The organism is Sphingobacterium corticibacter (assembly GCF_003076635.1).
In the GTDB taxonomy this organism is placed as follows: domain Bacteria; phylum Bacteroidota; class Bacteroidia; order Sphingobacteriales; family Sphingobacteriaceae; genus Sphingobacterium; species Sphingobacterium corticibacter.
In genome coordinates this window covers 471,615-493,745 of sequence record NZ_QDKG01000003.1, presented here as the reverse complement: position 1 = coordinate 493,745, position 22,131 = coordinate 471,615, and the positions used below count along the sequence as shown (strand labels likewise).

Genomic DNA, 22,131 nt, shown 5'->3' with positions numbered 1-22,131 from the left:
CGAAGTGCTACAGGTCAAACTTAAGACCAAGTGTATATCTCGCACGGTAATATTCCAATTGTCTCATTAGATCTTTGCTACCTTGGTAGTAACGCAAAGGTTGGTTCGTCAAGTTATTTGCCTCCCCAAAAATACGTAGTTTAGGCGTGATCTTGTAAGATGCGTTTGCGTCCAAGAAAAACTGCTTATCATAGTACGCATCTGTAAATTCTGAATCGCCAATCTCGTCCAAATATGCTGCTGCAAAGTTGCTAGACAAACGTGCGGAGAAGCGACTGTTTTCCCAAGAAATAGACGCATTGAACATATGAGGAGCGGTTCTTGGCAATCCAAGACCAGTACGTTCTTCACCATCATCATTGGTAATGCCCTTTGCTACTGATTTGATGAAGGTATAGTTAGCATATACTCCAAAACCTTTCAAAAACTTGCCCGGTAAGAAGTCCAACTGACGTTGGAAAGCTACTTCCAATCCATACACATCAACATTCTCACCATTACGTGCTTGCACGAAAGTCCATTGGTCGGTTGCATCTACAGGAATAGGATTTGAGATGCCTGGAAATGCACTGGCAAACTTAGCATTCGTGTAATTCACATCACTATAATTGTAGATGAAGTTTTTCATTCGCTTATAGAAAACACCTCCAGATACCAAACCGACATTTTGGAAATAGTTTTCCGCCATGAAGTCGAAGTTGTGTGAGTAGGTCGCTTTCAAGTTAGGGTTACCAGCTGTAATCTCTCTGTCCTCTGGTACGCTATTTACATAGGGAGCTAAAGCGTAGTAGTTGGGTCTTGCTAAACTCGTGGTATAAGCTGCACGCAAGATAAAATCATTGGTAACATCATGTTTGAAAGAAATGCTTGGCAGAATGTTGATATAGTTGTTTTTATTGTTGACCGCACCCAGCAAATCTTCTTCACCTTCAACGTAGTTACCGGTATAGTCGATCTTAGTGAGTTCCATACGCGCTCCAATAATCATGGAAGTACGTTCGGTGATGTTTTGATCCCAGCGAATATAATTAGCAAAGATCAGCTCTTTTGCATTGTAATTTACTGCCAGATATTCATCTGGTTTTGTGGTTTGGGTAAATAGAGCTGGGTTTGCAAAATCTAATCCACCTAGAAAACGTTTGTCTACGAATGATCCCGGTGTATACTGACTTCCAGCAGCGTAGTTTTCACCGCTCCAATTCTCCAGTGGCAACGTACTCATATTTCCAAAAGCAGTGGTTGGCGCGTAATTATAAAATATGTTATCTCTTGACTTCGTTTTAGCACGAAGACGCGTACCGACGCGGATACGGCCTTTTTGATCCGATATCACGCTAAATGGAAAACGTACGTTAGCTTTGAAACCAAATTCATCTTCGGCAGTGTAGTTATGATTTTCTGTTAATTGGTGTAGGTTAAAGATCGAATTATCCTGGTATGGATCTACTACTAATGGTCTGTAGGTATCACTAAGATCTTGATCCAAACGAATATTGTTTGGAGATTGATATTGTATGTAACGTTCGTTAGGACGATCTTCCAAAGCTTTAGAATAACTAGCTGCCCAGTCCAAATCTACGACAGAGCTTAATAAGTGCTCCCCTTTGACAGAGAAATTCATTACCTTTTGAGTTTCTAATCGCGTATTGTCATTCAAGCTATTTCCGATACCGCCTTTAGTTTGTCTACGTACACGTCCAGTGTAACTTTGAATATCATCATTCCATGTCAATCCAGTGTATCTTGTACGGTAACGGTTTTCGCGATCATCTCGCCAGTTATAAATAGCATTCAACTCGATGCGATTACGAGAGTCGATTTCATAATCTGTCGCTAAGGATACGCTTCGTCGAATCCGCTGTACATCATATTTACGAATATCCATTTCGCTCATAAAAGTGCGGCCATCTTCTTGTTTCCAAGTCGCTTCCACGTTGTCAGAACCAAAGTTTTGTGCTTGCAAAGTTCCACTCACTACCACGCCGAGTTTATTGTCCATAAAACGATTGCCATAAACTAAAGCGCCATTATACAAACCTTTTCCGCGAATAGGCGCATAACCACCACTCATCGTTGCCGAAAAACGTTGCTTGTTGGGGACAGCTCGTGTCACCAAATTCACCGATCCACCAATGGCATCAGCATCCATATCCGGCGTCAATGTTTTATTGACTTCAATGCTAGAAATCATGTCTGCCGGAATCAAGTCCATTTGTACGTTGCGGTTGTCGCCTTCGGCGGATGGAATACGATCGCCGTTAATGGTCACGGAGTTCAATTCTGGAGAAAGACCACGAATAATAATATTACGAGCTTCACCTTGATCATTCTGCATCGTAATGCCGGGTACGCGCTTTAATGCATCACCGATGTTTTGATCAGGGAAACGACCAACTTGATCCGATGAAATGATGTTGGTAATGTTGCTGTTATTCTTTTGTTGATTTAAGGCTTTTGCCTGTCCCTTTGCAATATCACCAATTACGCTAATCTCATCCAACGAGTGGCTCAATGGCTGGAGTAAGATCTGTATATTTTCTTGTTTACCATTAGTAGTCACTTCTTTTCTGTACACTTGGTAACCCATGTAGTTTACAGTAATGGTGTAGGTGCCAACAGGTACACCTAAGAATTCGAATGATCCGGTCGCATCTGAAACAGTGTGTCGGTTCGTTTCTTCTAAGCGTAGTGTAGCACCTGGTAAAGAGAAGCTATCACTGGCGTCAAGGACTTTTCCTTTTAAGATGGTGGTTTGCGCAAAAGTACTGGAACATAGTAATAGTAAGGCAAACGTGTAGAATAATTTCATGAAGATATATGGTTTTGTACAAAACTATTACCTCTGCAATAAGTGTGGGTTACCCGTGTGTTAAGCTTGGGTTAAGTGTAGCGTAAATAAACTAAGCCTTAGTCATATTTCAGGACTTGATCCGTTATTATAATTATTGCCATAAACCTTCGAAAAACTTACCCGAGAGAAAATCCAATTGGTGATGAAAGGCGATCTTCGCACCATATAAAACGACTGCGCGGCCTGCAAGATTCTCTGAAAGTACTTGTGATCTGTCTAGTGCGAACGATATATTAGCAGATGTTGTTTATTGGTTTTTACAATCAATATTTATTGGTATACTTATTGTGTAATTTTGTTATTTTAGGTTAAAAAAAATGAAGTTCATTAAACGCAAAGTAAATCATGAAGAAGTACCTTTTTGTAATCATGCTACTGATTAGTGGTCAATCGTACGTTCAAGCACAGAAGTTGAAACCTGTGAACTATCAAGATGGAAATCAAAAGCTGTCCGGTTTAATAACATCTAATGCTGGTAAAAACCTACCCGGTGTATTAATCTTACCCGCGTGGAAAGGTATAGATAATGAAGCCAAAACCGCTGCGCTTGAGTTAGAAAAGCAGGGTTATATTGCATTTATAGCAGATATTTATGGTGAAGGAAATGTACCTACTAATGGTGATGAGGCTATTAAGATAGCAACTCAATATAAAGAGGATTACAAAGCGTATCAGCGTCGTATTCAGCTTGCTATTACGGAATTGAAAAAGGCTGGTGCCAATAAGGATCGGGTAGCTGTGATTGGATATTGTTTTGGTGGTATAGGTGCTTTGGAAGTGGCGCGTGCTAATATGGATGTTCGTGCAATCGTGTCTATTCACGGTGGATACTCTAAAGCAGCAGACAGAAAGAATGCTATTATTAAACCAAAAGTGCTCATTGAGCATGCGGCAAATGATAAATCAATTTCTAAAGCAGATTATGATAATCTAGTGGTAGAATTGAATGAAGGAAAAGCGGATTGGCAGATTATCAATTACGCGAATTCAGAACATACCTTTACAAATCCTGAATCCGCGGATTATAACCCGGTAATGGCAGCCAGAGCTTGGAATCATACGTTGTTATTTCTTGGCGAAGTATTGAAATAAGCTTGACTTTATAATTTAATAATGCATGAGGATTTTGTGCTAGGGGAAACAGTACGCGCTGCTTCTAATAGCACCAAATCCCCATCTTACTTCATACTAAAAATGGAACTTATCAATCATTTAGCGCTACGGTTCCTTGTATAAGACGATTTGCATTATCACTAGAATCATTGTTGGAAAATACAACTCCGCTATTCCAGTTCTGTATTTGAACGAAAGATACTTTGGCTGTGTTGTTATTTTTCCAAGAAACCATAAAAACGTTAGGACTTACCTCTTTTACAGCGTACTCTATTAGTTCGTTCAGCCTCGTGTCGTTGTCGTAAGAATATAAAAATCGCAGCTGTCTATTATCTACAAACTCGATTTCATAGGCCTTGCCGTTTCCATAGTCTACACGTATATGGTGATCTATAGCCGGAAATGCTGCGGTGGTTTTCCATTCCAGTTCTCCCTTCACAACTTTTGCACCTATGTTTAAATTTGCGTCAACGGTTAATTTGGGGTAATTCGCTGCCATCACCTTAATTAAGTTCTCTGCATCGACACTTTCCACAGCTGCTTTCTGGTATGATACGAGGTATTCTCGCACAAAGTCCAAAGATTTTGGATCCGTATCTAGTTTTTTATAATGACTCGGTATTACTATTTTCGGATGCAATGCTTTCATAATATCGATCTGTTCAATCCATTTTTCAAATGCGTTTTGCTGTTGTGTATCAGTCATCCATAAGTGCATATCTGTAGAAACCGACACACCTCCAGCAATTGCTTGCAGGCTTGGAATCCATACAAAAGTATTTATGGGATTATCTTTAGCTCGGACAATTTCTAATGAATGCCCTTCTAGAAGCGGAAGGGTACGAATTGCGTTAGGAATGATCACTTTAGTTGGTGCGTCAGCCTTTAGTTGTGGTAACCAAAGCTTTAATTTATCATCTTTAGATGCTTCGATTGCGTAAGCTGTTTGGGCAGTAGATACGATTTGAGCCTCTGGGAAAGCTTTTGTTAACTCATCCAGACCAAAATAATAGTCAGGATCTCGATGCGAGATGTATATTAGTTTTAAGTTTTTGCCCGTCGATTTTATTTCCTCAATCAGCTCTAACGCAAATTTTTTTTCGAATTGAGCGTCAATTAGAATAGCGTCTTGCTCACCATAAACTAGAGTAGACGTGACCGGAAAAAATCCTCTGTCGCCTGGGTTGTAGATCTTGAGCTGGAGATTTTGTGATAAAGCAGGTATACAACATAAATAGAATACGATTATTGGTGCTATTATCTTATGTGTCATCGAGTTAATTTTTTATATTTTGTGAAACACGTTTTTGTTTAATATAATTATTAATTATCAAAATTACCAAAAAGCTTTCAATGTATCTCCTTACATATTTACCAGATGACTGATCAAGTGTAGTAGTCATTATATGTGTTTCTCATGTCAATATGTTGAAAAATAGTCGATTAAAGGAAATCATGTGTGATGTGACTACTGGTATACTTATTGTGTAATATTGATAGTTTAGGTTAAAAAAAGCGTAGATTTTTTGGAGTATGCGGCTATTGGTCGAAAAAGTGTGAGATCGCCTTAATTTATTGATTTGTAAGATTAGAAACGATGAAAACATTTAAAACATTATTAATGAGTGTGCTCGCATTTTTGGCGTATGGTTGCGCGAGTATCGCAGGTAAAGGGGAATTGATCGAAGTAGCTCAATTTGGTGAAAGTATGGCTATAGGGTTGAGCGTGAATCAGGAAGATCGCGTTTTTATTTCCTTTCCAAATTATGATGGTGCAGGCAGCTTTGCAGTAGCGGAGGTGGTTGATGGTAAATTGTTTCCTTATCCTGACGTTGCTTGGAACACGAAAGGTATCTATCAAAATCACTTTCTTCGTGTACAAGATTTGTATGTGGATGACAATGATTTCCTATGGGTGCTTGATTCCAAACCCGCCTCGTCTGGAAATATTTTTGCTGATGGAAAAGGCGAAGAGGCTGGTTTTTTCAAATTAGTAAAGATTAATACAAAGACTAATCAAGTAGAAGACACTTTCTTTTTTGATGATTTAGATAAATCAAAATCTGCTCTGAATGATGTGCGAATCGATACAGAAAAGAATTTGGCCTACCTTTCGGACCCCGCTTCGGCGTCTATAGTTGTTTTGGATTTGTTCACGAAACAGTCGCGTAATGTGCTTTCACAAAGTGTATTTACTCTGGCAGACGATATTGTATTGGAGTATAACGGTGTCAAGATGCAAGATCATGATGGTAAGCCTTTTTCTTCAAATATCAATAGCATAGCCTTGACGCATGATTTTAAATACTTTTACTTTAAACCCATTAATAAACCAAATCTCTATCGGATCGAAACCGTGTATTTAGCCAATCCCCAGCTTACCGACCAAGAGCTACAGAGTAAAGTAGAGGATTTGGGAGAAGTGGGCATTACACACGGCATGATCGCCGATGAACGAGGGAATATTTACTTCGCATCGTCAGAAAATTTTAGAATATCGTACGTCACACCCGATGGTGTTTTAAATATGTTGGTGGAAGACCCTAAGCTGATATGGCCAGACTCCTTTGGTATTAGTTCGGATGGTTACTTGTATTTCACCTGCGCGCAAATACAACGTTTGCCTCATTGGAATAATGGGCTGGATAATACAGAGTATCCTTATAAGGCATTTAAAGTGAAATTGCCTTGATGGACTAATAGAGAATGTTAGATTAGCCGAAATGATTTTTATGTTGCTGTTATGTTAAAATAATCGTTCAATAATATGATTAATATCAATATCACCGGAAATAGCTTTGGATCATTTCACTTACTGACTTTCAATTTTGGACGAAAAAGAGTTTGCCTTAGACCTCTATTGATCTATTATATAATCTCCTCAAAATATTTGAAAAAATGCTAAGGCTAAAGCTGTATCGAACTCAATAGATACGTCCATTATTGATGGCTTTCAACATGCAACGCGCGAAGCTGCAGGCCAAGTGATTGACGGGAAAAAGCAAGGTGAGTGGAAGGTATATTATCTGAACGGACAACTAAAGTCGCTAGAGAATTATACCAACGACACGCTAGATGGAAAAGTTTTTTACTATGGCCCCAATGGAATATTACGTTCAAAAGCATCCTATAAAATGGGAGTGGCCGTTGACTCATTTATCATGTATCACACTAATGGCAATATCAATTTGGCGGAATGGCGAGATGACAGGGGTAAAAGTCAAGGTGTTTTTCGAGTTTATTACGACAGCGGGCAATTAAGCCAAATCGGTACTAAGAAGGATGGACACTTTGAAGATACCTGTAGAACATTTTATAAGAACGGTAAACCTAGAGAAATGAAAGTGTACCAAAATAACCTTCGTAATGGCATATGGGTGTATTACAATGAAGATGGAGAAGTTGTACAAACGGAAGCATATGAGAATGATGTGCTGCTTGAAAAACTAAGCCAATAACATTATTTTACCTTTACTGATTATGCGAGAGAAATTGGAACTATATTGTAATTGGAAAACAGAGTATTATGCGATGAGAAGTTTAATTTTCGCAACGGTATTTTGGATGCCTATGTGTTTTGTTTTTATCTTCTGTATCCCCGATTTTTTTTGTTTTGCAGGTATGTTCGTTTCCTATTTGCTTTTGTTTTTTATACCTACAATAATTATCCACAGTAATTATGAAAAATATTCTAAGCATAAACGATTGATCATTGAAAGCAATTTGTTGAATTTTGACGGAAAGGCTATTGAATTTAGTTCAATTAAGGAGATCAATGCAAGAGGGACAGGATCTGCATTGGGATTTTATTATTTTGCAGGAGTAATAGATATGTCAGAATATTATTACTTAGAAATTAAGACAGACAATGATGAAAAGATTATTTTAACCTCATTACTTTCAAAAGATCTATTAAAAATAATTCGTGATCGAGTTCCATCTGTAGAGATTAATCTTCAGCACAGTATTTATCCGATCGTGAGAGATTAAAGTAAACTCCAACTAAAAATGATAAACTTAAAGGCTCTTTTGGTTATTTTGATAATAACTATTTCTTTTACTGCTTTGGCGCAACGTAAAGACAGTCGGCATACGCTTGGTAAGGAGTATGCGCGAAGAGAATTACAGTCTACATTAAACGATGAAAGCCAACACAATGTTATCGATCATAAATCTGCGATCGTAAAAGATAGTTTAACTGCTGTTCATGTAGCTGAATCAATTCTTTTCGGCATCTATGGAAAGAATAACATCATTAAACAGAGGCCATATGAAATTTATTTCTTAGACAATTATTGGGTGATTATCGGCACACTTCCAAAAGGACATGTGGGAGGCACATTCCTGATAATTATCGACTCATTGGACAATAAGATCATAAAAATAACTCACGGAAAATAGGAGCATTGATGCTGTACACTGTATATTTAGCCCTAATGCGTCTCAGTAATTCTGCCTAAACAAAGTCTTCAGATGAAATCACTCTTAATTATACTTTTCTTTTTGATATCCAGTCAAAGTTTTGGACAATGGACATATGAGAAATGGGTAACTGAAGCAAAAACCAATATTAGATTAAGGCCAAAATATGGTCTTGTTGAAAAGACAAAAGAACAAAAGGAAGTTGATCAAGAATTCATTGCTAGCACAATGAATAACGAAAAACTGCACGGCGATAGAACCTTAGCGTCAAATCAAATGATCGAACTTGGGTTTCAATACCTGTATAAAGGTGACTTAAAGACAGCTATGTATCGGTTCAATCAAGCATATTTATTAGACAGCGCAAATGCAGATGTATTTTGGGGCTATGGCGCAATCTATATGACTTTGTCTAATCAGGAGAAGGCGAGGGAGCAATATGAGGAAGGACTAAAGCTAAACGCTGAAAATACGCGTTTGCTAACCGATTATGGAACTTATTTTTTTGTGAAGTATTTTGAGGGTGATCATTCAAAAGACAAAAACGGAAAAGACAATCTGGATCGAGCGATTGAGATATTGCTATCTTCCTACCGAATAGATACAAAAAACCAAAATACCTTGTATAAACTATCCGTATGTTATCTAAACAAGAAGGATTGTGAAAACGCGAGGAAGTTTTATAACCTATGTAAAGACGAAGGAGGGCAACCGATTGCAGAAGAATTTACAACGGAATTAAACAAAAATTGCCCGTAGAACCTTATCACTAATTATTCTTGTGCACCAAAACTTCCAGTAAGTTTAGCTTGTTTAAACAACAAAGCCCTCTTTATCTTATTGATAAAGAGGGCTTTGTACCTAGGGCGGGAATCGAACCCGCACTCCCTTAACGGGAACAGGATTTTAAGTCCTGCGTGTCTACCAGTTTCACCACCTAGGCAGGTGTGGAGCGAAAGACGAGATTCGAACTCGCGACCCCGACCTTGGCAAGGTCGTGCTCTACCAACTGAGCTACTTTCGCTTTTGGTGCTGCAAATATATAGGAATATTGCGGCTAAGCAAAGCAAAAAAATAAAAAAGTACCGCTAGTGCAGTACTTTGTTGTTGTTTGTGTTGGGTAATAATGATTTAGAATGAAAATCCGGTCGATAACTTATAGAATGATTCTGAGTTTTCGGCAATCGCACCTGTCTTCACGAAGTCTGCACCCGCCGACAACCGTACAAAGCTTGCAAATTTTGGAACATTGAACTGTATATACGGTCCAAGCCATTGGTAGTAATCTAGTTTGCCACCGATATCATCTTTTGTTCTACGCAAGTGCTCGAAATGTGCGCCGAAGGAGAATGCGGGACTCACTTTATATCCGGCATTGGCCCAGTAATGCAAGTAAGCTAGGGTAGATCCGCCTGCAGGAGCTTTATCTGTTAATGGTGCATAGTAACCTGCATAGATCTCGGATTCGAATTTCGGAATATCGACATTGAAGAAAACGTTGGGTACGATACCATCGCCAGCGATGCCACCCAGCTGCCCGTCGGCTGCACCTTTAGATAATAAATTACCAAACGTAAAGCCCAAGTTTGGGTTTAAGGTGATTCCTTCACTCAAATAAAGGTTCACACCACCACCAAACTCCGTCCAGTTTCCCCAGGCTGCTCCGGTACCTGCTCCCCAGAAAATACCGTAAGTTGATAGGCCAATTTTGTCGCTAAGCTTGTATTCAAAGGTGAAGTTTGGTGCGAACCCAAAAAATTGATCGCTCGTTAGTCCAAATGTTGCAGTTACATCGTCGGATTGTGCTTGAGCTGTGGTGAAATTGGCGAAAGCGATAATAATCGCAATGAATTTTGTAGTTTTTCTTAATAGATTCATAGATTTTGTATTGAATTAATTGATTAATGATCAAATATATTCGAAAATTTCAACTATAAATAACAAAACATGAATTTTTTTTAATAAAAATTTTGTTTTTATGTGTTTTTAACAAAAAGATGTCATTTAAAAATTTCACTTTTAGTAATTGATTGTCGGTTTATTGTTTTATTTAAGTTTATTCTTTGTTGTTTATCTATTTTAGTTTTTATTCTGGTGTGTTCTGTTTATTTTTTTTAATTATTTTTAGATTATATGTCTGTTTTTACGAAAGTTGACCTGTTAAAATGGTGGTTTTTTGTTAGCGTATTATATTGGCGTATTTTTTTAGATTGTTCGAAAAAATGGTGAACTTCGTTTCTCAATTTAGGCCCTATGTATTTGGTTTCCGAAATCGCTGGTATTATCGCTGCGCAGAAGACTATTCTCTCTGTCGCTAATCTGGTTATTTCCGAGTTGGTATACGATAGTCGGCAGGTGTACCACGGAGAGAAATCATTGTTTTTTGCCATACGTGCCCTCCGAGATGGTCATCGCTACATTGCGGCAGCGTATGAACGCGGAGTGCGCAGTTTTGTGGTATCTCGTAAGGATCTTGATATTTCATTATTCCCTGAGGGGAATTTTCTTTGGGTAGAAGATGTAATTACTGCCCTACAAGCATTGGCTACACATCACAGAAATAGGGTTCATTACCCAGTAATAGGAATTACGGGAAGTAATGGCAAAACCATCGTGAAAGAATGGTTGTATCAGCTATTATCCCCCGAGAGGAAAGTATATCAAAGTCCGAAAAGCTACAATTCGCAATTAGGCGTTGCTCTTTCGCTTTGGGAGTTGAGCGATCAGTATGATATTGCGCTCATCGAAGCTGGAATCAGTTTGGAAGGGGAGATGCAGCGCTTGGCAGCAATGATTCAGCCCACTATCGGTGTGCTTACCAATATCGGTGTAGCACATGCAGATGGCTTTCCGAGTAAGCAAGCTAAATTAGAACAGAAGCTAAAGCTGTTTCAGCAAAGTGAGGTGCTGATTTATCCAGCTAAGTATGTGGCGAACGACCAACTTATAGCTAGCGATAAACCATTATCTTGGGGGCCTGACCTCGGCAATCATTGGCAGATTGAGTCCGTTGTTGTTGGAGTTACCTCTGCCGAAGTAGTGGTACGTGAGCAGGAAGCCCAGACTTCTTTGCAATTGCCATTTGTAGATCAGGCATCTATTGAGAATTGCCTGACCTGCGTGTTTGTGATGCGCCATTTGAAGTATGATTGGGCGACCATCGCGTTGCGCATCCGAAATCTGGAAGCCGTAGAGATGCGCTTGCAATTGAAGTCAGGCATTAATAATTGTTCCGTTATCGACGATTCGTATTCCAATGATTTGGGTGCGCTGAAGATTGCGTTAGACTTTCTAGAACGCCAGCATCAGCGTCCGAAACGAACGCTTATTTTGTCGGAAATCATGGGATTGCCAGAGGCGCCCAAATACATCGACAAGCTGCGTGAACTGTTGTCTGCCTATACCTTGAACAGGCTTATCTGGGTGGGAACGACGGTTAATGCGCTGGAAAGTTTGGATTGCGAAGTGCTCACTTTTGCAGACACAGAGGATCTGGATAGGCATTGGCCTACTTTGGTCTTTTCGGACGAAACTATTTTGGTGAAAGGTGGTCGCGCATTTCACTTCGAAACGATTGTGAAGCGCCTCACCGCAAAATCGCACGGAACCGTCTTGGAGATTAATCTCAATGCTATAGAGCACAATTTAAAACAATATCGTTCTCTGCTGCCTACTGACGTAAAACTGATGGCGATGGTTAAAGCATTCTCGTACGGAAGCGGTAGCTTTGAGGTCGCCAATATGTTGCAATATAATGGCGTCGATTATCTTACGGTGGCTTTTGTGGATGAAGGAGTGGAGCTGCGGCAGGGAGGTATTTCTTTGCCTATTATGGTGCTTAGTCCGGATGAATCTACATTTGATCGATTGATAAGTCATCACTTGGAGCCCGAGATTTATAGTTTTAGAATTTTAAGGGCTTTTACGAATTATCTTAATGAACGAAACATCGTCAATTATCCGATACATATCAAGCTAGATACCGGGATGCACCGATTGGGTTTTCTAAGTGTAGAAGTTCCACAGTTGGTCGCGGAGCTAAAAGCGGCTAAAGCACTGAAAGTGATCTCTATATTCTCGCATATGGTAGCTGCAGGAAGTCGTACACAAACGACTTTTACCCAACAGCAGGTCACAGAATACGGAATTGCAGTTAATAAATTGGAGCAAGAGCTAGGCTATGAAGTAATCAAGCATATGTGCAATACTGCTGGTATTGTGCGCTGGCCATCGGCTTATTTTGATATGGTGCGATTGGGGATTGGTTTGTACGGTGTGGATTTGAATGCTAGCGGATTGGATATCTGGCCAACAAGTCAGCTAAAAACAACTATTACACAAATCAAAAGTTTGAAGAAAGGTGATACGGTAGGATATGACCGACATGGTGTGCTAGAAAGAGATGGTCAGATTGCGACGGTAAAAATTGGCTATGCCGACGGCTACGATCGACGTTTTGGGAATGGAATTGGGCATATGCTGATCCGGGGACAGGAAGTGCGCACGATCGGCAATATCTGTATGGATATGTGTATGCTTGATGTGACTGATCTAGATGTAGCGGAAGGTGATGAAGTAGTCGTGTTTCCTGATATCAAAACCATGGCGCGGACCATTGGCGTGATACCGTACGAATTATTAGTGAATATCTCGGCACGCGTAAAGCGTGTCTATTATTATCAATAACATATTATGTTTAGAAAATTTTTCCAACGTTTTCTATATTACCTCATCAAAGGTACGTTAGTAGTGATTCCACTGGCTGGAGCGGTGTTTTTAATTATCTGGTTAGTAGCTACCTTGGATAATGCACTGAACTTGACACATCTGATCGAAGACGAGCACGGAGCGCCACGTTATATTCCGGGAATGGGAATTGTGACCGTCATTGTGGTACTGGTGTTGGTAGGATTTGTCTTTACGACTTTGGTCACAGTGCCTATTCAGCAATGGATGGGGCGAATGGTGAATCGGATTCCGATTTTTAATACCTTGTATTCCTCTATTAAAGATTTTACAGAAGCGTTTGTTGGTGATGCCAAAAAGTTTAACGAGCCGGTTTTGGTCGAGATCAATGAAACTGGACTGAAGAAAATCGGTTTTCTAACGCAGCGCAATCTTAAAGCTATTCATCTGGAAGGGGAGGTATTGGTTTATTTTCCCTATTCGTACTCCTTTGCTGGGCAAGTGGTAGTAGTTAAGGCGGAACGAGTAACTAAATTGCATATGTCGGCCACCGAAGCGATGAAACTAGTTGTGTCTGGTGGAGTGAGCAGTCTAGATTAATACCTTTTAAGGATATTTGAAATGAGCAAATTCATAGATCGATTTTTTGGAAGCAAAACAGAAGTTGATGTCATTAGGATGGAGTTGCAAGCTCGACTGAGCTTTCAGTTAAGTCAAAGCGATACGTCGCTTCTGCTTGCGTATGCACAGGCCAATCGGTTAGGTGAATTAAGCGATTTCCAGAAAGAAATAGCAAGCTGCTCAATGTATACGCCTTGGTCCGTAGCGAAGGAAGTGCAGATGCTCCAGTATTATGTAAGGCATGTGCAGGCTATTCAAACCGAGGAGTTTTATTTACAATTCAATGCAAAGGTGTCTGATCATCCAGCGCGTATAGAACCGCTCATGCTATTTCCCTTAATACAGAATGCGGTGAAAAATGGCTATGCTTCTATGGCTAAGTTTCCGATCAAAGTGCGTATAAGTGCGTCCGAGGGTGGCATATTACTTGAAGTGAGTAATCGTGTAAACCATTATGTAGAGAATCAGGGCGAAGACGAACTCATCACGTATTATCGCGAACGTCTGCAATTGTTCCACCCAGATAGGCATGAGCTGTTCGTCAATAGCAATTCCCAAACGTTCAAAGCGACACTCTTTCTCAAATACGAATAGCATTTTTCCTTATTCCTCGTGATATACGATAATAGGAACCTTAGTATGAAAGGTAAGATTGTGCGTCGTACTATCTTTAAATAATCGGTCGAAGAAGTTTCGATTTCTTTTAATCACCGCAAGCATATCCACATTGTTGTCTAATATGTAGTTGGTAATGGTATGTTCTACGCTTTCCACTTTATCCAACAATTTAAACTGTACGGTATACCGCTTATGATCTTCGCACCATTGCTCCATATGTCTGCCGACAGTGGTTAGGTCAGATTGCGTCACGACATGTATACAGGTTGTCTCTGCGCCAACTTCTCTCGCCATAATCAACGCTTCGCGTAATGCGATCTTATCGGTCTCCTTAAATAATGTCGTAAATACAACGCGGTTGATACCACAAAAACGAGCATGTGGCGGTACAGCAATGACAGGTGTTTTAACCGAATTAATGACAGAAACCGTGTTTGAACCAATTATCCGATCCAGAAAACCGGATTGACCATGCGTACCCATCACAATAAGATGAAATTTTTGTTTTTTAGAGAGTTCACGAACCACAGAGGCAACAGGCCCTTCCTCAAATAGAAACGAGATGCGATCTTCTGGGAAACCAAAATCCATTGCCTTTTGCATCAGGTGCGGAGTGTTATTTAGAAACTTTTCGCGCTCTGTACTTTCTACGTTGGCATACATCTCACCCAATATCTCCGGTTGGCCGGGATGCACAGAAGCAAAAACAGGCGACATATAACTGTGAAGTACTTTCAGATTGGCGTCGACACTTCTGGCCAAATGGATAGCATATATAAAAGCATTATCTGCCAATTCTGAAAAATCGGTGGGGAATAATATGGTTCTCATATGAAGCGGTTTATAAATGTTATTTTAAATTTACATTATTTTTCTGTTTTAAATAGAGGTGTTGCAAAGACTTTATTATTTACCTATGCTTGTAGCGCCAAATATACTTTGATCGTTTTGCTCTACAGATGGAATATGCAGTCAACAGAATCTGTACAAGCGGACAGAGATAAATCGAAGAATAGGCGTAACTTGAAGATATTGATTTAGCTCGCTTGGAAATTATACGGAAATATGTCATGCGTAAGCATCCACCGACATTAAGAGTCGCGCTGGAGGGTTGTGTGGTGTCTGATTCGGAGCAGAGCAAAGCATTTATCTATAAAAAGTATTACGGATATGTGAAGGCGGTAGTTTTGCGATATGTGAAGGTGGATGTAGAGTCCGAAGAAATTATCAATGAGAGCTTTGTGAAGGTGTTTCGCAAACTACATAGCTTCGAACAACATCCGGATGATGAAGCACTGGAAAAAACCTTTCGATCGTGGATGGCGCGAATAGCGGTCAATACGGCAATTGATATGTTGCGTGTAAAGAAGCAGATGCAATTCATTGACGACGAAGAGGGCACCGAGATTGGAAATCTTTCCGTCAACATGACTTCAAGTCTGGAAGCAAATGATATTTTAAAACTGTTAGATGGTCTACCTCCCATTCAGAAAGCAATCTTTAATTTGTATGAGATAGAAGGTTACTCACATGAAGAAATAAGTAAGATGCTTGATGTACCCGAAAGTACATCAAGAACTTATCTTACCAGAGCAAAGCAAAAGCTACGCGTACTGTATAGCAAATTTATGGATCAAGAAAATATAAAATCCTAGTATCGGATTGAACATGAAGGAAAAGAAGAACAGTCAAGAAAAGGACATTGTTGACCGTATAGTCGAACAGCTCAAAGCGTCTACCGAATTGCCTTATGAAGAGGGAGCTTGGGAGCGCTTTCGAAAAGATCACTTAGGTCAAACTACGCGTAAACGTGTAATACCGCTTTGGGTGCGCAGTGCTGCTGCTTGTGCCGCATTGGCCGTATTAGGCTTATGGTATTTCCATGCTGATTCTGATCTTGATCAACCTACTTTAAGTTCGACTTCTACCGAGCAAGTTGCACCTTCACGGAGTGATAAACTGCCAACACCTCCAGCAGAGGAAAAAGCAGTAATTGTGCCCAATTCAGTGCCAACACAGTTGATGGAATCGTATCAACCTGTATATAGCGCAGCGCCAAACAGTCGGTTGTCTGCCATCCATGTAGTAGAATCTTGGATGATGCCCACGCAAGCTGCTTTAGTGGCACAATCTGTAGACATACATAATGATGTTAAGCTGTCAAAAAGTAAATTGTCTTTTCTGCCAGATACGGATGATTCAGAAGTGTCTGAGAGAGGGGATGGTGCGTTTCCATCTGTTTTTGCAGATAGCAAAGGAGTAACCACTACTGCGATGAAAGAAGTGGTAGGCGAAAGCAAACGTTTTAGATTCAGTGACAAGTTCAATGTGGGTTTGGTAGTGGCACCTTCATCTACCGATCAGAAAGTCAACTTTGGTGGTGGACTAATGCTGTCTTATAATGTGACAAAACAATTAAGCGTGCGAACTGGTGCTTCATTTCAACAGTATGAAGTGGGCGCGCTACGAGATCCATCGCAAGTAGCTTCGATGGAAGTGGCTGCGGCACCAGAGCGACCATTGCAAAACGACGTAGGTCTTTCCAGCAAAAGCTTGATGGCGCGTGTACCGTTGATTCCGAATGTCAATTCCGTGACTGGAATGGTGCGTACAATAGATATTCCGGTAGAAGCCAAATATTCTTTCTACAAGGGGTTGTATGCGGGGGTAGGTGTGTCGTATGCTGCCGTGTTAGGACAACAACGTTTTGCACATTATATTGAAAATGTAAATTCTAATCCTTACGTCGCAGGATTGCCAAGCAATGAAAGTGAAATGAGGGCGGCAGTGGAGCCTGTGGTACGCACCATGGAGTCGGCTAATGCAAATGTAAATTCGTCTGGCTTTGGTGGATTTGTAAATATGTCGGTTGGTAAGGAGTTGAAAGTTAGGCGTGGACCTTCAGTATCTTTAGAGCCCTATATAAAGTTGCCTGTCGGGAGCTTCAAAAGGGCAGATATGAATTATACTAATGGAGGTCTTCGAATAATCACCAACTTCTAAAAATCCTAACAAGAAAAAGTAGGTGACGTATCTAATCTATAACTGATCAATACGCACCCAACCCATACCAGCAGCAATTGCGCCTTGCACACCGGGATCACCATCTTCTAAAACAAAACAACGCTCTGGGTCAATACCTAGCTGCTTGGCAGCTAACAAAAAAGGTTCTGGTGAAGGTTTTCCATTTGGCGTATCGCCTGCGCAAACGAGTGTTTCGTATAATCCTTTTACACCAATCACTTCCAATGTAACTTCCAGCGTCTTTCTGGTGCCGCCTGATACCAATCCAATTTTCTTTTTTCCGACTTCTTGACGCAGATGCTGCATCACATGCGTTACGGGCTTGGTTTGTTGAATATATTCTGTCCGGAAAATAGTGGACTTGCGTAAGGCAAATTCGTCAGAGTCAAATCTTTTATCATACCGTTGGGCGATCAATTCCGCAACAGCGACTGTTGGCCAGCCAGCCGTTTCGTCGATAAGATCGGTATCCAAGTGGATACCGTACTCCAAAGCCGCGGCAGCGTATGCCGCTTTATGTGCAGACATATTGTCTGCTAAAGTGCCGTCTACATCGTACAATAGGGCATCGTACGATGCCGATAATTCTAAGAGCTTTTGTGTTTTGTCCGCTGAAGTCATTAACCTTTTTTTGCTTTTTTACGTCTTTCTTTTTCTGCGATAATCAACCCGAGCTCGCGACTCGTTTGTCCGCCAACCGAAGTATTCTCCTGCGCACGGCGAAACAAATACGGCATGACAGATTTTACAGGTCCGTAAGGCATATATTTAGCCACGTTATAACCTGCCGCTGCCAAGTTAAAAGATAAGTTGTCGGACATGCCGAGCAATTGCGCAAACCAGATGTTGGGATGGTTGTGCACGATATCGCGCTTATGCATCTCTTCTGCAAGTAAGCGCGAACTATCTTCGTTATGCGTGCCCGCCATCAGACCCATTGTATCAATATGATCTAGACAGAATAGAATAGCATCATTATAATCTGTATCGCTGCCCGCTTTATTAGGTTGTATTGGCGAAGGATAACCTTTTGATTTGGCGCGATCCCGCTCAATTTCCATATACGCACCACGTACTAATTTTGCACCTAAATGAAAGTTACGAACGGACGCGTAGGCAAAATCTGCTTTTAGCGAAGCCAACTTATCACGGCGGTAGAGCTGATATGTATTGTATACGATCGGTTTTTCTTGATTGAATTTTTCCATCATATCGCGTGCGATATCATCGATCGTATCTTGTATCCACGAATGTTCGCCATCGATCAAAACGGGAATCCCTGCTTCATGACAAGCTGAGCAGATACGTTCACAACGTTCTAAGACGCGTGTAAATTCAATTTTTTCCAGATCCGTAAGCGCTTGTTTGGCATCCCGCTTCGCGAATAGATCAAATCGGCCTAAACCTGTCGGCTTAAAAACGCAGAAGGAAATGAGCTTTTGCTGCTTGGCAAAAGCAACAGTGCGTACAATCTCTACACAGGTCTGATCAAAGCTAGTTTCAGATTCTTCACCTTCTACGGAATAATCGAGAATAGTAGTTACATTTCCTTCTCCCAATTCAAGAATAGAACGGTTGCAATCTTCGATACTTTCGCCTCCGCAAAATTGTTTGTAAATCGTGTTTTTGATAATGCCCTGAATCGGCAAACCAATCTGCAAAGAGAAGTTGGTTATGGGGGTTCCTACCTTAATCAGAGCACTGCTCGATACCATTTTAAATAGCCAATATGCTTTATTCAGATCAGCGTCACTTTTAGTTCTGAAAGCTGTCGCCGTGTCGTTAAAATCCAACTTAACAGGCGCTCCTAAGGTTTCCATCAATGTCGTGTTGTGTTTAATAATGCAAAACTAAGTAATTGTTGAATTAAAAGCTGGATATGCACGTAATTTATTTAATTTTGGATATGCAAAAATTTGTATTGAACGGCGAGTTTATTCATCTTATACAGCTTCTCAAAGCGATGAATTGGGTAGAGCACGGCGCGATGGCGCAGCACGTAGTCGAAGAAGGGATGGTACAGTACAATGGAACCGTTGATTACCGTAAAAGATTAAAGGTAAAGCGTGGTGACCAGGTAGAATTCGAAGGACAGATCGTGGAGATCGTCTAAGCACTTTATGATTGATTTTTAAGTTATGCAACAGATAGAAAGTTTGGGATATAAGGTGTACTTTGAAGATGACCTAGCGAGTTTACAACCTTTTATTACCGATGGCGGATATTCCAATGTATTGATCTTGGTAGATATCAACACCAATGATCATTGTCTTCCAGTTTTACAAGCTGCAATTCCGGATATTGTAGATTATGATATCATCGAAGTAGATCCTGGTGAAGAAAATAAGAATATAGATTTTTGTATCGGTATTTGGAAGACCATGCTCGATTTTGGTGCTGATCGCAAAGCGCTGATGATCAATCTGGGTGGTGGCGTGGTGACGGATATGGGCGGTTTTGCGGCATCTACTTACAAGCGCGGTATCGATTTTATCCAAATTCCAACTACATTACTGGCGCAAGTAGATGCTTCCGTAGGTGGCAAGACTGGGATCGACCTAGACAACTTCAAAAACATCATCGGCACTTTTACGCAACCTAAAGCGGTTTTTATCAGCGGCAAATTCTTGGAATCACTGGATTCAAGACAACTTTTATCCGGCTTCGCCGAAATTATCAAACATGGTTTGATTCAAGACAAAGCTCTTTTTAAACGCTGTCAGCAGATTAGTATTGAAGAAATCGATTCGCAAATCGTATATGATTCTGTTGGTATCAAAAACAAAATCGTTAAGGAAGATCCTACAGAGAATAATATCCGCAAGATTCTCAATTTCGGTCATACAATCGGTCACGCAGTAGAAGGTTATTCACTCGCGAATGATCAGAATCCTTTATTACATGGCGAAGCCGTAGCGATTGGTATGTTATGTGAAGCATATCTGTCTACGCAATCGGGAACATTACCTGAGGAAGAAATGAAAGAGATCGAACAATATCTATTGCGCACCTATCCTTATTACAGTATTTCCCCATCTATTGATGAAGAATTATTCCGCTTGATGCGCAACGATAAAAAGAACGAAGCAAATCAAATTGGTTTTGCTTTGCTCAATGCTATAGGCGACTGTACTTACAATAAATATGTAGATGAAGCAGGAATCAAAGCCGCGCTGGACTATTATCGGGGTTTGGAGGGGTAGTTTTTTAGTAATTGCCAAAACCATTTGTTAAAGTTACCAAAGGGCTGTATTTTATGCATACAAAAAAGGCTGTAACCTTGTTCGACACAGTTCATGGCAAAATTTTGTATCTTTAGGTTGAACAATGATTAAAACCGATTCAGAAATGGGCGCGCTAACATCAGATAAAAAGATTGAATTAATTCAATGGTTATCCACATTAGAAGATCAGGAAATCATTGAAAAATTGATAAAATTCAAGCAACAAGAAACGAAGGATTGGTGGAATTTGACTACAAGTGAGGAAAGATCGTCCATTGAAAAAGGGATCTCGGATGCGGATAGCGGAGAAGTAAGTCCGCATTCTACAGCAAGAAAGTTGTATGAGAAGTGGTTATAAAGTTTATTGGACTGCTAATGCGCTGGATGAACTAGCCAAAACCATAACGTACCTCGAAGAAAATTTCACAGACAAAGAAATTAGAAAATTAGTTTTACAGATTGAGAACACAATAGCACTGATTTCTCACAACCCAAGCATTTTCCCGAAATCAGAATTTAAACCCGTTTATAAAGCTATTGTCTTAAAATATAATACGCTTTACTATAGAGTGAATGAAAATAATATTGAGATACTTTCATTCTTCTCTAACAGGCAAAATCCGGCAAAACGGAATATATAAGTCGTCCTCACTTTGTAATCAGCATAGGCGAAAACCCATCCCCACTTTATATCACCAAAACAATTCATTCACACTTCGTGTTCTCTAAGGCAACTATACTAGAGAAGCAGATGAATAAATTATTTAAGACATTGATCGCCGGATGGGGCGCTCGTAAATTAGGTTTTGGTTGCTTTGGAACTATTATCGCCTTTATTGTAATCTATTATTTGTTGGGCTATTTATAGGGGTTTGCGATTTACATCGCTTTTAACAGGTTTTAAGCGAGAATAGAAAGCAGGCCAGCCGATCTTATTTACAGCAGCTAATTCATTGCCGTAGATAGGACTCAATTGCACTAGTGAGACAGCATAATTTTTGCTCAAGGTGAATTTCGTTGATGTACCCAAGTTTTCGTCTACGTCGTGCACTAAAAAATGTTCCATGTTAGAATCTGCCGCAATAGGCTGTCCAAAACGAATAATCTGTCCGAGATCGAACGGACAATCGCCTCGCAAATGGCTGATCAGAAAGCCCAACACATGTCCCCAATTATCTAATTTGCTTTTGATCTGAATCACCAATTCAATCCCAGTAACTCCTTCAGACACATTTTTCGAAGCAGAAAGACCGTAGCTATACGCAGTCATATATTCATCATTCGGAAAGTTTTTAAACATCAATACAAATACCGCAGGCAATTTTTGACTGGTCGAAGGATGCCGATACACTTCGCATCGTTGACCGATTTCCTTTTCTAAATGATCTCTGAAACGCTCTACACCGGAACGCATAAAATAGGGCTTTTTAAACAATGACATGACGTTTTGTATGGGCTATGTCTGCAAAAATAAGGATTGACTGTTATTTTTTCAGCGCAACGCTGTCATATTGGCCACATTTTTCAAATGGAATATTCCTTGCAGGGATACAATCAGATTAAAGTAATTAT

At 40.1% G+C, this 22,131-nt stretch carries 22 protein-coding genes and 2 tRNA genes; 15 read left to right on the top strand and 9 right to left on the bottom strand.

The window, feature by feature from the left end; translation table 11 throughout:
• Positions 1-7: 7 nt before the first annotated feature.
• Positions 8-2,809: a TonB-dependent receptor gene (locus DC487_RS10885; RefSeq protein WP_116775992.1), complete on the bottom strand. Its 2,802-nt coding sequence runs from the start codon at positions 2,807-2,809 to the stop codon at positions 8-10.
• Positions 2,810-3,196: 387 nt separating this feature from the next.
• Between DC487_RS10885 and DC487_RS10880 the strand changes: the two genes are divergently transcribed.
• The gene (locus DC487_RS10880; protein ID WP_116775991.1) at positions 3,197-3,943 is read left to right on the top strand and encodes a dienelactone hydrolase family protein; all 747 of its coding nucleotides are present in this window, start codon (positions 3,197-3,199) and stop codon (positions 3,941-3,943) included.
• Between the two features lie 112 nt (positions 3,944-4,055).
• Here the strand turns inward: DC487_RS10880 and DC487_RS10875 are convergent, their stop codons facing one another.
• Entirely contained in the window at positions 4,056-5,237 is a 1,182-nt protein-coding gene (locus DC487_RS10875; protein WP_116775990.1) for an MBL fold metallo-hydrolase, read from the bottom strand.
• A 324-nt stretch (positions 5,238-5,561) separates the two neighbouring features.
• Between DC487_RS10875 and DC487_RS10870 the strand changes: the two genes are divergently transcribed.
• From DC487_RS10870 to DC487_RS10850, 5 genes are all read left to right on the top strand, one after another.
• Positions 5,562-6,656 carry an L-dopachrome tautomerase-related protein gene (locus DC487_RS10870; RefSeq protein WP_116775989.1) on the top strand — a complete coding sequence of 365 codons (1,095 nt, stop codon included), beginning with the start codon at positions 5,562-5,564 and terminating at the stop codon, positions 6,654-6,656.
• A gap of 292 nt (positions 6,657-6,948) precedes the next feature.
• Positions 6,949-7,422, top strand: coding sequence for a toxin-antitoxin system YwqK family antitoxin (locus DC487_RS10865; RefSeq protein WP_116775988.1), 474 nt, complete (start codon positions 6,949-6,951; stop codon positions 7,420-7,422).
• A gap of 73 nt (positions 7,423-7,495) precedes the next feature.
• On the top strand, positions 7,496-7,954 hold the full coding sequence (locus DC487_RS10860; RefSeq protein WP_133228518.1) for a hypothetical protein: 459 nt from the start codon (positions 7,496-7,498) through the stop codon (positions 7,952-7,954).
• Between the two features lie 18 nt (positions 7,955-7,972).
• Entirely contained in the window at positions 7,973-8,365 is a 393-nt protein-coding gene (locus tag DC487_RS10855) for an NTF2 fold immunity protein (protein WP_116775986.1), read from the top strand.
• A 72-nt stretch (positions 8,366-8,437) separates the two neighbouring features.
• Complete coding sequence (locus tag DC487_RS10850; protein WP_116775985.1) at positions 8,438-9,145, top strand: tetratricopeptide repeat protein; 708 nt, start codon at positions 8,438-8,440, stop codon at positions 9,143-9,145.
• 99 nt (positions 9,146-9,244) lie between these two features.
• Here the strand turns inward: DC487_RS10850 and DC487_RS10845 are convergent.
• From DC487_RS10845 to DC487_RS10835, 3 genes are all read right to left on the bottom strand, one after another.
• Positions 9,245-9,329 (bottom strand) — tRNA-Leu (locus tag DC487_RS10845).
• A 5-nt stretch (positions 9,330-9,334) separates the two neighbouring features.
• Positions 9,335-9,410: transfer RNA gene (locus tag DC487_RS10840), tRNA-Gly, on the bottom strand.
• A gap of 107 nt (positions 9,411-9,517) precedes the next feature.
• Positions 9,518-10,264, bottom strand: coding sequence for a DUF6733 family protein (locus tag DC487_RS10835; RefSeq protein ID WP_116775984.1), 747 nt, complete (start codon positions 10,262-10,264; stop codon positions 9,518-9,520).
• Positions 10,265-10,639: 375 nt separating this feature from the next.
• Between DC487_RS10835 and DC487_RS10830 the strand changes: the two genes are divergently transcribed.
• From DC487_RS10830 to DC487_RS10820, 3 genes are read left to right on the top strand one after another with little or no spacing between them, the layout of a single operon-like run.
• Positions 10,640-13,072 carry a bifunctional UDP-N-acetylmuramoyl-tripeptide:D-alanyl-D-alanine ligase/alanine racemase gene (locus DC487_RS10830; RefSeq protein WP_116775983.1) on the top strand — a complete coding sequence of 811 codons (2,433 nt, stop codon included), beginning with the start codon at positions 10,640-10,642 and terminating at the stop codon, positions 13,070-13,072.
• A gap of 6 nt (positions 13,073-13,078) precedes the next feature.
• Positions 13,079-13,672 (top strand): DUF502 domain-containing protein, encoded by a 594-nt coding sequence (locus DC487_RS10825; protein WP_116775982.1) that lies wholly within the window; start codon positions 13,079-13,081, stop codon positions 13,670-13,672.
• 21 nt (positions 13,673-13,693) lie between these two features.
• Positions 13,694-14,287, top strand: coding sequence for a LytS family sensor histidine kinase (locus tag DC487_RS10820; RefSeq protein ID WP_116775981.1), 594 nt, complete (start codon positions 13,694-13,696; stop codon positions 14,285-14,287).
• A 9-nt stretch (positions 14,288-14,296) separates the two neighbouring features.
• Here DC487_RS10820 and DC487_RS10815 read toward each other — a convergent pair whose 3' ends face one another.
• A complete protein-coding gene (locus DC487_RS10815) occupies positions 14,297-15,142 on the bottom strand; it encodes a universal stress protein (protein ID WP_116775980.1) in 846 nt (281 codons plus the stop codon).
• Between the two features lie 239 nt (positions 15,143-15,381).
• On the opposite strand from DC487_RS10815, the gene DC487_RS10810 reads away from it, so the two are divergent.
• Positions 15,382-15,966, top strand: coding sequence for an RNA polymerase sigma factor (locus tag DC487_RS10810; protein ID WP_239016364.1), 585 nt, complete (start codon positions 15,382-15,384; stop codon positions 15,964-15,966).
• A gap of 13 nt (positions 15,967-15,979) precedes the next feature.
• A complete protein-coding gene (locus DC487_RS10805; protein ID WP_116775978.1) occupies positions 15,980-17,314 on the top strand; it encodes a hypothetical protein in 1,335 nt (444 codons plus the stop codon).
• Between the two features lie 36 nt (positions 17,315-17,350).
• Here DC487_RS10805 and DC487_RS10800 read toward each other — a convergent pair whose 3' ends face one another.
• Positions 17,351-17,956: an HAD family hydrolase gene (locus DC487_RS10800; RefSeq protein WP_116775977.1), complete on the bottom strand. Its 606-nt coding sequence runs from the start codon at positions 17,954-17,956 to the stop codon at positions 17,351-17,353.
• On the bottom strand, positions 17,956-19,155 hold the full coding sequence (locus DC487_RS10795; RefSeq protein ID WP_116775976.1) for a proline dehydrogenase family protein: 1,200 nt from the start codon (positions 19,153-19,155) through the stop codon (positions 17,956-17,958). Before DC487_RS10795 ends, DC487_RS10800 begins: the two co-directional genes overlap by 1 nt.
• A gap of 86 nt (positions 19,156-19,241) precedes the next feature.
• On the opposite strand from DC487_RS10795, the gene DC487_RS10790 reads away from it, so the two are divergent.
• From DC487_RS10790 to DC487_RS10775, 4 genes are all read left to right on the top strand, one after another.
• Positions 19,242-19,448: an RNA-binding S4 domain-containing protein gene (locus DC487_RS10790; RefSeq protein WP_116776064.1), complete on the top strand. Its 207-nt coding sequence runs from the start codon at positions 19,242-19,244 to the stop codon at positions 19,446-19,448.
• A 25-nt stretch (positions 19,449-19,473) separates the two neighbouring features.
• Positions 19,474-20,538 (top strand): 3-dehydroquinate synthase, encoded by a 1,065-nt coding sequence (gene aroB / locus DC487_RS10785; protein ID WP_116775975.1) that lies wholly within the window; start codon positions 19,474-19,476, stop codon positions 20,536-20,538.
• Between the two features lie 145 nt (positions 20,539-20,683).
• Positions 20,684-20,917, top strand: coding sequence for a hypothetical protein (locus DC487_RS10780; protein ID WP_116776063.1), 234 nt, complete (start codon positions 20,684-20,686; stop codon positions 20,915-20,917).
• Positions 20,901-21,200 (top strand): type II toxin-antitoxin system RelE/ParE family toxin, encoded by a 300-nt coding sequence (locus DC487_RS10775; protein ID WP_116775974.1) that lies wholly within the window; start codon positions 20,901-20,903, stop codon positions 21,198-21,200. Before DC487_RS10780 ends, DC487_RS10775 begins: the two co-directional genes overlap by 17 nt.
• Positions 21,201-21,421: 221 nt before the next feature.
• Here the strand turns inward: DC487_RS10775 and DC487_RS10770 are convergent, their stop codons facing one another.
• Entirely contained in the window at positions 21,422-22,000 is a 579-nt protein-coding gene (locus DC487_RS10770) for a suppressor of fused domain protein (RefSeq protein ID WP_116775973.1), read from the bottom strand.
• Between the last annotated feature and the right edge of the window lie 131 nt (positions 22,001-22,131).

Excerpts from the sequence above, each read along its gene's own strand:
- DC487_RS10770 (WP_116775973.1), bottom strand. The coding sequence starts at position 22,000 with ATGTCATTGTTTAAAAAGCCCTATTTTATGCGTTCCGGTGTAGAGCGT.
- DC487_RS10810 (WP_239016364.1), top strand. The coding sequence starts at position 15,382 with ATGCGTAAGCATCCACCGACATTAAGAGTCGCGCTGGAGGGTTGTGTG.
- DC487_RS10820 (WP_116775981.1), top strand. The coding sequence starts at position 13,694 with ATGAGCAAATTCATAGATCGATTTTTTGGAAGCAAAACAGAAGTTGAT.
- DC487_RS10795 (WP_116775976.1), bottom strand. The coding sequence starts at position 19,155 with ATGGAAACCTTAGGAGCGCCTGTTAAGTTGGATTTTAACGACACGGCG.
- DC487_RS10780 (WP_116776063.1), top strand. The coding sequence starts at position 20,684 with ATGGGCGCGCTAACATCAGATAAAAAGATTGAATTAATTCAATGGTTA.
- DC487_RS10805 (WP_116775978.1), top strand. The coding sequence starts at position 15,980 with ATGAAGGAAAAGAAGAACAGTCAAGAAAAGGACATTGTTGACCGTATA.
- DC487_RS10800 (WP_116775977.1), bottom strand. The coding sequence starts at position 17,956 with ATGACTTCAGCGGACAAAACACAAAAGCTCTTAGAATTATCGGCATCG.
- DC487_RS10880 (WP_116775991.1), top strand. The coding sequence starts at position 3,197 with ATGAAGAAGTACCTTTTTGTAATCATGCTACTGATTAGTGGTCAATCG.
- DC487_RS10790 (WP_116776064.1), top strand. The coding sequence starts at position 19,242 with ATGCAAAAATTTGTATTGAACGGCGAGTTTATTCATCTTATACAGCTT.
- DC487_RS10815 (WP_116775980.1), bottom strand. The coding sequence starts at position 15,142 with ATGAGAACCATATTATTCCCCACCGATTTTTCAGAATTGGCAGATAAT.
- DC487_RS10860 (WP_133228518.1), top strand. The coding sequence starts at position 7,496 with ATGAGAAGTTTAATTTTCGCAACGGTATTTTGGATGCCTATGTGTTTT.
- DC487_RS10775 (WP_116775974.1), top strand. The coding sequence starts at position 20,901 with ATGAGAAGTGGTTATAAAGTTTATTGGACTGCTAATGCGCTGGATGAA.
- DC487_RS10835 (WP_116775984.1), bottom strand. The coding sequence starts at position 10,264 with ATGAATCTATTAAGAAAAACTACAAAATTCATTGCGATTATTATCGCT.
- DC487_RS10850 (WP_116775985.1), top strand. The coding sequence starts at position 8,438 with ATGAAATCACTCTTAATTATACTTTTCTTTTTGATATCCAGTCAAAGT.
- DC487_RS10855 (WP_116775986.1), top strand. The coding sequence starts at position 7,973 with ATGATAAACTTAAAGGCTCTTTTGGTTATTTTGATAATAACTATTTCT.
- DC487_RS10830 (WP_116775983.1), top strand. The coding sequence starts at position 10,640 with ATGTATTTGGTTTCCGAAATCGCTGGTATTATCGCTGCGCAGAAGACT.
- DC487_RS10825 (WP_116775982.1), top strand. The coding sequence starts at position 13,079 with ATGTTTAGAAAATTTTTCCAACGTTTTCTATATTACCTCATCAAAGGT.
- aroB (WP_116775975.1), top strand. The coding sequence starts at position 19,474 with ATGCAACAGATAGAAAGTTTGGGATATAAGGTGTACTTTGAAGATGAC.
- DC487_RS10885 (WP_116775992.1), bottom strand. The coding sequence starts at position 2,809 with ATGAAATTATTCTACACGTTTGCCTTACTATTACTATGTTCCAGTACT.
- DC487_RS10870 (WP_116775989.1), top strand. The coding sequence starts at position 5,562 with ATGAAAACATTTAAAACATTATTAATGAGTGTGCTCGCATTTTTGGCG.
- DC487_RS10875 (WP_116775990.1), bottom strand. The coding sequence starts at position 5,237 with ATGACACATAAGATAATAGCACCAATAATCGTATTCTATTTATGTTGT.